General features: G+C 64.1%; 10 protein-coding genes. 7 read left to right on the forward strand and 3 right to left on the reverse strand.

The window, feature by feature from the left end; translation table 11 throughout:
• Positions 1 to 16 precede the first annotated feature (16 nt).
• The 3 genes from QMX78_RS09425 to QMX78_RS09435 all read right to left on the reverse strand — a co-directional run bounded on the left by QMX78_RS09425 (position 17) and on the right by QMX78_RS09435 (position 2,323).
• On the reverse strand, positions 17 to 985 hold the full coding sequence (locus tag QMX78_RS09425) for a FecR family protein (protein WP_282268756.1): 969 nt from the start codon (positions 983 to 985) through the stop codon (positions 17 to 19).
• 3 nt (positions 986 to 988) lie between these two features.
• Positions 989 to 1,510, reverse strand: coding sequence for a sigma-70 family RNA polymerase sigma factor (locus tag QMX78_RS09430; RefSeq protein WP_282268759.1), 522 nt, complete (start codon positions 1,508 to 1,510; stop codon positions 989 to 991).
• A 228-nt stretch (positions 1,511 to 1,738) separates the two neighbouring features.
• On the reverse strand, positions 1,739 to 2,323 hold the full coding sequence (locus QMX78_RS09435) for a TetR/AcrR family transcriptional regulator (RefSeq protein ID WP_282268762.1): 585 nt from the start codon (positions 2,321 to 2,323) through the stop codon (positions 1,739 to 1,741).
• 133 nt (positions 2,324 to 2,456) lie between these two features.
• Between QMX78_RS09435 and QMX78_RS09440 the strand changes: the two genes are divergently transcribed.
• The 7 genes from QMX78_RS09440 (at position 2,457) to QMX78_RS09470 (ending at position 9,895) form a co-directional block, all read left to right on the forward strand.
• On the forward strand, positions 2,457 to 3,662 hold the full coding sequence (locus tag QMX78_RS09440; protein WP_282268764.1) for an MFS transporter: 1,206 nt from the start codon (positions 2,457 to 2,459) through the stop codon (positions 3,660 to 3,662).
• Between the two features lie 31 nt (positions 3,663 to 3,693).
• On the forward strand, positions 3,694 to 4,893 hold the full coding sequence (locus tag QMX78_RS09445; protein ID WP_282268766.1) for an MFS transporter: 1,200 nt from the start codon (positions 3,694 to 3,696) through the stop codon (positions 4,891 to 4,893).
• Between the two features lie 130 nt (positions 4,894 to 5,023).
• Complete coding sequence (locus QMX78_RS09450) at positions 5,024 to 6,040, forward strand: helix-turn-helix domain-containing protein (RefSeq protein ID WP_282268768.1); 1,017 nt, start codon at positions 5,024 to 5,026, stop codon at positions 6,038 to 6,040.
• A gap of 90 nt (positions 6,041 to 6,130) precedes the next feature.
• Positions 6,131 to 7,030 (forward strand): type 1 glutamine amidotransferase domain-containing protein, encoded by a 900-nt coding sequence (locus QMX78_RS09455; RefSeq protein WP_282268770.1) that lies wholly within the window; start codon positions 6,131 to 6,133, stop codon positions 7,028 to 7,030.
• A gap of 58 nt (positions 7,031 to 7,088) precedes the next feature.
• A complete protein-coding gene (locus QMX78_RS09460; RefSeq protein ID WP_282268773.1) occupies positions 7,089 to 7,538 on the forward strand; it encodes a nuclear transport factor 2 family protein in 450 nt (149 codons plus the stop codon).
• Between the two features lie 314 nt (positions 7,539 to 7,852).
• Positions 7,853 to 8,671 carry an alpha/beta hydrolase gene (locus tag QMX78_RS09465; RefSeq protein ID WP_282268774.1) on the forward strand — a complete coding sequence of 273 codons (819 nt, stop codon included), beginning with the start codon at positions 7,853 to 7,855 and terminating at the stop codon, positions 8,669 to 8,671.
• A gap of 135 nt (positions 8,672 to 8,806) precedes the next feature.
• Complete coding sequence (locus QMX78_RS09470) at positions 8,807 to 9,895, forward strand: serine hydrolase domain-containing protein (protein WP_282268780.1); 1,089 nt, start codon at positions 8,807 to 8,809, stop codon at positions 9,893 to 9,895.
• The last annotated feature ends 54 nt before the right edge of the window (positions 9,896 to 9,949 follow it).

The raw sequence follows: 9,949 nt of genomic DNA on the forward strand, positions 1-9,949 counted from the left end.
GCCGCCGCAGCCGGTATCAGTGCCGCGGTTCCAGCGTCGTCCACCACGGCAAGCTGCGGCTTACGCGCACCGGCAGGCTGCGTTCGAGCATGGTCAGGGCGGCGTCCGGGTCACGCAGTGGGAATACGCCGGCTACTGGCAGCGCGGCGATCTCCGGTGCGACGCCCAGATGGCCGGGCCGGTAGCGCGACAGTTCGGCAACCAGTTCGGCAAGCGGCATCTGGTCGGCCATCAGGATGCCGCGTGTCCATGCATCAATGCCCGGGTCGGCAAGCTGGGTCGGGCCGATGCCGGCAGCATCGACGCGCAACTGTTGCCCGGCCTCGACCACGCTGACCAAACCCGCCGCCCTCACTTCCACCGCGCCTTCAAGCACGGCCAACTGCAGCGCCTGCTGTTGCAAGCGCACGTTGAAGCGCGTGCCCAGCGCACGCAGCCTGGCCACGGCGGTTTCGACCACGAAGCCGCGCCGCGCATCGGCTGCGGTCTGCACATGGATCTCGCCTTCATGCAGCCGCAAGCGACGCAGCTCGGGGCTGTAGTCCACGTCCAGCGCACTGCCAGGGGCAAGCCAGACACGGCTGCCGTCGGCGAGGCCGGTGTCGCGGATTTCGCCGGTAGTGGTGCGGTAGTCCGCGGTGCGCGCCAACCATTCGTGGCGGATGCGCGGGTATTGCCAACCGATGACACCAAGCGTGGCCAACGATGCCAGCCCCGACAAAACGCGACGACGGCTGCTGCTCACCCGACGCGCCGCCTTCAAACCCGCTTCGGCTGCCCCGCGCTGATGCTCGCCGCGCAGGGGCGCGAACTGGCGGCTGACCGCTTCCACCTGCGCCCAGGCGCGGGCATGGCTGGGTTCCTGCAGCCATTGCCGCCAGCGCGCCTGCTGCTCGGCGTCGTCTTCGGCATCAAGCAGCGTTGCGTACCACCAGGCAGCCTGCTCCAGCGCGGCGTGATCGGCAGCGGCGGAAGGCGATGGCATGCCTCAGCAACCGCTACCGGCTTCGAGCAGCACACAATGCAACATCGCCCGCGCCATGTATTTCTTCACCATCCGCTCGGACACCTGCAGGCGTTCGGCTATCTCGCGGTAGCGCAGGCCATGAAGTTGCGACAGCAGGAAGGCCGAAGCGACCTTTTCCGGCAACTTTTCCAGCATCGCGCTGACCCTGCACAGGGTTTCAATGACGATGGCGCGCTCCTCGGCGGATGGTTCCACTGCCTCGGGATTTGCCGCCAACGCGTCCAGCCACGCCTGCTCGACCTCGCGTCGCCGCCACAGGTCGATGCACATGCCGTTGGCCATGGTGCGCAGGTATTGGCGGGCCTGCGGCGCACTGGCCAGCGGCACCGGCCGCGTCAGCAGGCGCACGAAAGCATCCTGCGCGAGATCGGCGGCATCGGCGGTGTTGCCCAGCCGACGCCGAAGCCAGCCGCTCAGCCAGCCATGGTGATCGGCGTACAGGGTTTCAATCTGTCGATGTGCGGTGAACTCGATTGCAGCCACGGACCCCTGCCCGGCACACGGAGCGCCTCGGTGACGAGGCCGCTCCACAAATGAGAATAGTTCGCATTATGGTCAAGCAGCCTCCCCGGCGCAAATCACCGGGCCGGATCAGCCGGGAACATTGGCCGGCTCACGGAGCCAGCTTCATCCAGCGTAACGTCGGCATTGCGGGCCAACGCCTGGCCAGGTCCCCCCCCGCCTGCCCGTGTTGGCACCGCCGGCACTCCGCTAGCGCTGCGTCAATCCGCGCAGCATCAGTTCCAGTGCAGCCGCGCATTTGCGCTGGCGGACATCGGCATCGGTCCCTTCCGCTATCCAGAACGCAGCCTCGGCCAGACTGCCGTAGATCAGCGATGCCAAGGCCTGCGCGTCCACCTCGGCAATCACGCCCTGGCGAACCAGATCCTCGATCAGCCGCTGCATCGAGTCCACGCAATGCCGTTGCGAATCCAGCGATGCCCCGCCAAGCACAGCGCGCGCATCGCGCAGGACGATGCGCTGGATCTCCGATTCAAGCGCCATGTCCAGATAGGCCCGACAGCGTTGCTGGAAGCCCAGCCAGGGATCGCTTGCGGCGTTGCTGATGGCCTGCAGCCGCGCATCGGTTTCTGCATCGATCTGCTCGACCACTGCGGCCAGCAGGCCCTTCTTGTCCCCGAAATGGTGATACAGCGCGCCTCGGGTGAGCCCAGCCTGTGCGGTCAGCTCATCCATCGATGCATCCGCATAGCCGCTCTCGGCGAAAACGCGGCGGGCAGTGGCCAATAGCAAGGCGCGGGTTGCCTCCATTTCAACGCGGGTGCGGCGGACCACGGCAATCTCCTTTCATACGTTTCGTATGTTTATTTACATTCATAGCGTATGTATATAGTCTTTTACATACACCTCGTATGTATTGTTGCGACCAGCCATTGCCTTGGCAAGCCGCAGCGCTCCGGAGACCCCAATGGCCAACGCTTATCGCGCCCTCTTCGCTGCACCCGGTACTTCCGGCTTCGCTCTGGCCGGCCTGTTGGCCCGGCTGCCACTGCCCATGACCGGCATCGGCATCATCACCTTGCTGGCGCAGTTGCGTGGCAGTTACGCATTGGCCGGCGCGGTTTCGGCCACCTTTGTGCTGGTCTATGCGCTGGCCTCACCGCAGATCTCGCGTTGGGTGGACCGCCACGGCCAGGCAACGGTCTTGCCGTTGGCTTCGGCCGCCAGCGTTGTCGGCATGCTGCTGCTCCTCCTTGCCAGCTACTGGCAGGCGCCGGATTGGCTGCTGTTTCCCTGCGCCGCGCTGGCCGGGTGCATGCCCAGCATGTCGGCGATGGTCCGGGCCCGTTGGACGGCTCTCTATCGTGGGCAGCCGCAACTGCAGACGGCCTATTCGCTGGAAACGGTGTTCGATGAAATGAGTTTCATCGCCGGGCCACCGCTGTCGGTTGGCCTTTGCGTCGGCCTGTTCCCGCAGGCAGGCGTGCTGCTGGCCGCGATGCTGCTGGCCGTGGGCACCGCTGCACTTGCAATGCAGCGGGCGACACAACCGCAGCTGGTTCCGCATGCCGCAGGCCAGCCCAATCGGTCGGTGATGGCGCTGGCGGAAGTACGGTTACTTGCGCTGCTGATGGTCGCAATGGGCATGATCGTTGGAACCATCGACATCACCAGCGTGGCCTTCGCCGAGCTGATCGGCCAACCCTTGGCAGCCAGCATCGTGCTGTCGGCCTATGCCCTGGGCTCCTGCGCGGCGGGACTGGCTTTTGGTGCGCTGAAATTCGATGCACCGTTGCATCGCCTGCTGCTATGGGGCGGCGCAGCAACGGCACTGACCACCCTGCCCTTGCTGCTGGTGGCCAGCCTGCCAGCGCTTGCGGCAAGCGTGCTGCTGGCCGGCATGTTTTTCGCGCCAACGATGATCGTGGTGATGTCGCTGGTCGAGCGCGCCGTGCCGGACCAGCAACTCACCGAGGGCATGACCTGGTTGTTGGCCGGATTGAATATCGGCGTAGCGCTCGGCGCCGCAGCAACCGGGCAACTCGTGGATCTGGCCGGGGCCCGGACAGGCTTCGCCATCAGCGTGGGGGCTGGTGCTGCCGTGTTGCTGCTGTCGCTATGGATTGGCCGACGCCTACGGCCTTGCATGCAGCACACCGCCGACGCCTGTTGATACCACCAACACCCAACCGCTGGAACAGACCATGCAAACCCAATCCTCCACGGCAACCGCCGTGGCCCATCCATGGTTGGCCGTTGTCGCCGTCGCTCTGGCAACCTTTTCGGTAGTGACCACCGAGATGCTGCCGGTCGGCCTGCTTACGCCCATCGCCCATGACCTTGGTACGTCCACCGGCAATGCCGGATTGCTGATCTCGGTGCCGGCCCTGCTGGCAGCGCTGTTCGCGCCGTTGGTGGTGATTGCCGCAGGCGGCATCAACCGACGCTACATCCTGTGCGTGCTGTTGGCTCTGCTGGCGGCGGCCAATGCCGCGTCTGCGTGGGCGCCGACCATGCAGTGGATGCTGGCAGCGCGATTGCTGGTAGGCCTGTGCATGGGCGGGATCTGGGCAATCGCCGGTGGGCTGGCGGTGCGATTGGTCTGCGCACAACGTGTTGGATTGGCCACGTCGATCATCTTCGGCGGCGTCGCCGCCGCCTCCGTGCTAGGGGTTCCGTTGAGCGCGTGGGTTGGGGAGATGTTCGGTTGGCGCAAGGCATTCGTCGGTATGGCGCTGCTGAGCACAGCGGTGCTGTTGCTTCAGCTCGCGGTGATTCCCCCGCTCCCCGTCTCGGCATCGGTGCAGTTGCGCCACTTCGCCCAGCAGCTGCGCAATCGACGCGTGCAGCGTGGGTTGGTCCTGACGCTGTTGCTGGTCGCCGGCCACTTCGCGGCCTTTACCTTTGTCCGGCCACTGCTTGAATTGGTATCTGGCGTGAGCGCCACATGGATCGGTGCGCTGCTGCTTGCCTATGGCGTCGCCGGCGTCGGAGGCAATTTCCTGGTGGGCGTCCTTGCCCCTCACAACGTATCCGCCACGGTAACGGCCATTGCCGCAGGCCTGCTGGCCACGGCTGTCCTGTTCCTCTGCATCGGCGACACCCCGATCATGGGAGGCGCGCTGCTGTTGCTCTGGGGCCTGGCCTACGGTGGGGTATCGGTCGGGCTGATGACCTGGATGATGCAGGCAGCGCCACGCGCAGTTGAGGTAAACAGCGCGCTGTATGTGGGGGTCTTCAATACCGGCATCGCACTTGGCGCCTGGGGAGGCGGGCGAGTGCTGGACCAGCTTGGCCTCAGCGGAACGCTCTGGGCGACCTCGCTGCTCGCAGCCGCTGCGCTGCTCCTGTGCGCCATCAGCATTGATCGCCGCGGACATCCAGAAGCCGATGACGGCGATTGAATGGGCAACCGCGCAGGCTGCTGCTTGTGGCCTGCGACGCAAGACCGGCCCACACTGCTGCTGGCGTTAACTGGCCTCGCACATGACCTCCGCAACTTGACGAAGGATTGGTTTTCTCAATACTTCGCCAATGCTGAGCCAACACTTCCTGTTCTTCTTTGCGATGCTCGGCGCCTTCATTGGCACCGTCCTCGCATCGTTCCTGTGGTGGCGGGCCAAGGGTGAGCCCAGCCAGCGCTGGCTGGCGCTGCTGATTCTGGTCGTGGGCATGCGCACAGGCAAATCGGTTGCTTATTACTTCTGGCCGGACATTCCCCGGGTGTTCCTGCAACTGGGTTTGACCGCCTGCTTCATGATCGGGCCGTGCCTGTTCTTTCTACTGCGTTCGAGCCTGGCCGGTACTCCCGGTCCACGGCTGGCAGACCGCTGTCACCTCACCGCATTGCTGGCCATTGCCATCGGGGTAAACGTCTTCCTGCCCTACACCGGCCATCCCGAGCTGTGGCTGCATACCATCACCCCGGCCATCCAATATGTCTGGCTGGGCTACCTGCTGTTGGCCAGTGGACTGCTGTACCGGCAACGCGCCCAGCTCACCGGCACACCTTCCGGTGCGTTGCTGCTGGGAGCGTTGCTCGGCGTGTGGCTGATCTGGGCCGCCTATTTCACCGCGGGCTACACCTCTTACATCGTCGGCGCGCTGTCCTTCACCTTCCTCCTGGCCGCGAGCGTGCTGGTCTACCTGCGCCTGCGTTCCGGCCAGGCGCCGATCGAGCCCTACCAGGACCGGCGGATTTCCGACGACGAAGCCGCACCCCAGCTGCAGGCGCTGGCCGACCTGATGGCACGCGAGCGCCTCTATCTCGATCCGGGCCTGACCCTGCCCCGTCTTGCTCGCCGGCTCGGCATTCCGCAGACCCGGTTGTCGCAGCTGTTGAACGACAACAAGCAGACTTCCTTCAAGCAATACCTGGCACAACTGCGTGTCATCGAAGCGAAATCGCTGCTGCTGCAACTGCCGCCAAAGCCACTTGAGCTGGTCGCCGAGGAGGCTGGCTTCCAATCGATGTCCACCTTCCACGCCGCCTTCAAAAAGCTGGAGGGCCTGCCGCCGGGGGCGTTCCGCACCGCTGCCGGAAACTCCTGAAATTGATTCCAGCACTCCGGAATTGCATAGCAAGACATTGATTTAAAAGGGAAGACATAGGCTGCAGGCTCACCCCAACGAGCCGGCGCCATGCCCTTACATCGACTCCTCAAACCGCTGCTGATCCTGCTGCTATATGCATGGCAAGGCGGCATTTCCGATGCCGCCGCGAGCGCCGGGCCCGCCATGGGGCGGTCCTCGACTGACCCGTCTACGCAACAGGCCGGCAGCAATCACCTTGTCGCCAGCAACGGCCTCGGCGACACCAACCGGGCCGGGCAACAACGCATCCTGTTCATCCTTGCCAGCAGCAAGGTGCACGGCAGCTCCAGCATCCCGGCCAGCATCAGCTTCGGCGAGGTGGTCCATGCCTGGGATACGTTCCAGGCCGCCGGCTATGCCGTGGACTTCGTCACCCCCGACGGCGGCGACGTGCCCATCCTCGACCCCTACGTGGGCAAGGAAGTGGAATCGCGCCTGCAGGACGAGCGCGTCATGCGCGGCCTGCGCAACACCGCCACACCGGCGCAGATCGACCCCGGCCTGTACCGCGCCGTCTATTACGTCGGTGGCAGCAACGCCATGTACGGCGTTGCGGAGAACCGCGCCCTGCAGGACATCGCCATGCATGTCTACGAACGCAATGGCGGGGTGGTCTCGGCCGTGTGCCATGGCACAGCCGGAATCGTGAACCTCAAACTCACCGGCGGCCAAAGCCTGCTCGCCGGCAAACGCATTACCGGCTACCCGGAAGAACACGAGGATCGCGACGCCGCCTACTTCAAGGAATTCCCCTTCCTGATCCGGCAGACCGTGCAAGCCCGTGGTGGACTGTTCCATGCCGTCGACGGCTACGCGCCTTACATCGAAGTCGACGGCCGCGTGATGACGGGCCAGAACTATGCCTCCGCCGCGCCGTTGGCTGCAGCCGTGGTCGATGCGCTGCGCAAGCTTCCCAACCCGCAAACCAGCCCCGCCAGGAGGGATTGAGCGACCAGACCCCATCCAACTCCACGCACATCAACAACCCACACTCCCCAGGAAACCCATGAACACATCAATCCGATCCACCGTTCTCGCCGCAGCACTGCTTCTGCTCCCAACCTCGCTGATGGCACAAAGCAACGAACATGCCGAAGTTGATCGCGCCATGCAGACCCTGCTGCGCGGCTTCGAAGCAGGCGACGCCAACCTGCTCAGCGGCGTACTGCGGAAGGACGGCGTGGTTATCGGCTATTCGTCCAATCGCGGCGCCGTCGTGATGGAGACCACGGAAGAATGGGCCAAAGGGTTTCCCGGCAAGCCAGCGCCGGATGAGGCGCAACGTCACCGCCAATACCGGATCCTGGATGTCACCGACAGCGCGGCCGTGGTCAAGCTCACGCTCGACTATCCGACATGGGATGGTTCGGATTACCTGGCATTGGCGAAGATCGACGGCAACTGGATGATCGTCAGCAAGTCATGGAGCGGGAAACGCAAGACGCCGGCAAGCTGAGCGCCGCGTTGCTGCCCGCCTGAGTTGCATGATGAAGCGCCCGGTGAAAACCGGGCGCTTCGTCCATGTGCTGCCGATGGATCCGGATACGTGAACCAGCGCGCGGGACGCCCCTTCCTGCGCCGCCCAACTCCCCGCCCAGCGAGGCCGCCCCTGCCTGTGCGGACCGGCATGACTTCTGGCAGGGATGATAGGTGTTATACCTAACTATAGTATCAACACACCGCAAACTAAACGCGGCATGGACCGGCGCATGCGCCCGCCCTGCTGCATGAGCACGGCGGGCCCAACAACATCAACATCCAGGGGAGCCCATGAGCACAGGCAAATTGAAGGTATGGCTGCTGGCAACGTTGCTGGCTGCCGCCAGCTTGGCCCAGGCCACCGAAGTGATGGTGGATCGCGGCACCTACAAGCTGAGCGCCGAGCAGTCGGGAGCCGGGTCGGTCACGGTGGTCTTCGAGTCGGGCTTCGGCCAGGGCAAGGACACCTGGAATGACGTGATCGCTGCGCTCGGCCCCGACTACCGCAGCATCAGCTATTCACGCGCGGGGCTTGGCAAGTCGGGAAGCGATGGAACGCCCAAGGACATCGATGCTCACCTCGTTGACCTCGGTGCCGTGATCAGTGACCTCGCCGGTGGACAGAAGGTCGTGCTGGTCGGCCATTCGTATGGTGGACTGCTGGCCACCGAGTTCGCACGCCGCCATCCGCAACAACTGCAGGCGCTGGTCCTCGTTGACCCGGCCACACTGGGTCAGCGACACGCGTTCAAGCAGGCCGATGCAGCACGCGTACTGGCCGATGACGCCGCCCTGCTGGGCATGCTGCCGCCGCCCATGGCCGCCGACTACCGGACATTGATCACCCAGCTGGATGCGCCTGACGCGCAGACGCCAAGCACCATGCCGGATCTACCGGTCGCGCTGCTCACCGCCACGCAGGTCGCCGCCGAACCCTTCGTTCTCGAAGAAACAGCTGCCGGCAAAGCGCTGTGGAAGGCGCAGCACGCCGCATTGTTCAGCACCTTCAACCGTGGTTTCCACCGCTACTTCGTCACCGGCCACAACATCCACCGCGAGAACCCGGCAGCGGTTGCCGACGCGATCAGGGACATTGCAGGCAGGCGTTGAACTGCCGGCTCCGTGGGACTGCTGCCAGCACAACGCGAAGCGCAGGTAACCCCTCACCATCGCTGTCACGCAGCGGGTACTGATCGCAGTGCCGTGCCGCCACCGCCCTTGAATGATTGAACAGACGCGAGCGAAATGAAGAGACTGGCTGCCTTGTTGATGCTTCTTCCGGCTTTGGCGCTTCCGCTATTGGCGCAGGCGCAACCGCGATCGTCACAAGCAGTGCATGCGGAAGTGCATGCAGAAAAGCTCGATGATTTCATCAACCATGTCGAGGACAACAATGGCGGCATTGGCAGCCTGTCCATCTTCAGGGGCGGCCGCGAGGTCTATGCCAGGCGCTTCGGGCAGCAGAATCTGCCTGGTGTTGCCTACGATGAGAACAGCAGATACCAGATCGCTTCCGTGACCAAGATGGTCACGGCGATCCTGGCCTTCAAGTTGATCGAAGATGGGCGCCTGCGCCTGGATGACAGGCTGTCCAGCTTTTTTCCGGACATGCCTTCCTCACATCAGATAAGCATCGGCAACCTGCTGGAGCACACCAGCGGCCTTGGCAACTTCGCGATCAGGAATGGCCAGGTCTGGGTAGTTGATCCGCTAAACCAGGATGAAATCCTGCGGGAGATACGAACGCAAGGCGTTGCATTCGAACCTGGCGAACGCGTTGCCTACTCCAACTCCGCCTACTTCCTGCTGCGGATGATCCTCGAGCAGGTGTACGGGCGCGACTACCACGACATCGTCGCGCAGGAGATCGCAGCCCCTCTTGGCCTTCGCAACTTCGCTTCCACGCGCTCCCATCCCGGCAACACCTTCAAGTCCTATGCATTCGCCGGGCAATGGCGGGAGATCAAGGAGATCGTGTACTCCAACGTGATCGGCGTTGGTGACATCGCTGCCACCACACACGACCTGAATGTACTGATCACCGCACTGTTCGAGTACAGGCTGCTGCGCAGGGAGACCGTGGAGCAGATGCAGCCGCGGCCGGCTGGCAGCGGCTGGGGACGCGGCCTGGCCGAGTTCACCTACGGCGAGAATCGCTTTCTAGGTCACGGTGGCGACGTTCTCGGCTCGCACTCACGCGTGATCTACAACCCGAGCGACGGTGTGGCGATCGCATATTCGACCAACGGCGAACGCATCCCGACCAATGATTTTCTGCGGGCAGTCGTGGATCTTTGCTACGGCCGCGAGGCGGTGTTGCCGAGGATCAAGTAGACGGAAACCGAGGTCGGCAAACCGGGGTCAGAGTGGGGTTTCGGAACGAAACCC

This window comes from Stenotrophomonas sp. PS02298 (assembly GCF_029959445.1).
Lineage (GTDB): Bacteria > Pseudomonadota > Gammaproteobacteria > Xanthomonadales > Xanthomonadaceae > Stenotrophomonas.

Bases quoted from the DNA above. Each gene is read 5' to 3' on its own strand.
- QMX78_RS09460 (WP_282268773.1), top strand. From the start codon at position 7,089: ATGAACACATCAATCCGATCCACCGTTCTCGCCGCAGCACTGCTTCTG.
- QMX78_RS09440 (WP_282268764.1), top strand. From the start codon at position 2,457: ATGGCCAACGCTTATCGCGCCCTCTTCGCTGCACCCGGTACTTCCGGC.
- QMX78_RS09470 (WP_282268780.1), top strand. From the start codon at position 8,807: ATGAAGAGACTGGCTGCCTTGTTGATGCTTCTTCCGGCTTTGGCGCTT.
- QMX78_RS09455 (WP_282268770.1), top strand. From the start codon at position 6,131: ATGCCCTTACATCGACTCCTCAAACCGCTGCTGATCCTGCTGCTATAT.
- QMX78_RS09445 (WP_282268766.1), top strand. From the start codon at position 3,694: ATGCAAACCCAATCCTCCACGGCAACCGCCGTGGCCCATCCATGGTTG.
- QMX78_RS09465 (WP_282268774.1), top strand. From the start codon at position 7,853: ATGAGCACAGGCAAATTGAAGGTATGGCTGCTGGCAACGTTGCTGGCT.
- QMX78_RS09450 (WP_282268768.1), top strand. From the start codon at position 5,024: ATGCTGAGCCAACACTTCCTGTTCTTCTTTGCGATGCTCGGCGCCTTC.
- QMX78_RS09425 (WP_282268756.1), bottom strand. From the start codon at position 985: ATGCCATCGCCTTCCGCCGCTGCCGATCACGCCGCGCTGGAGCAGGCT.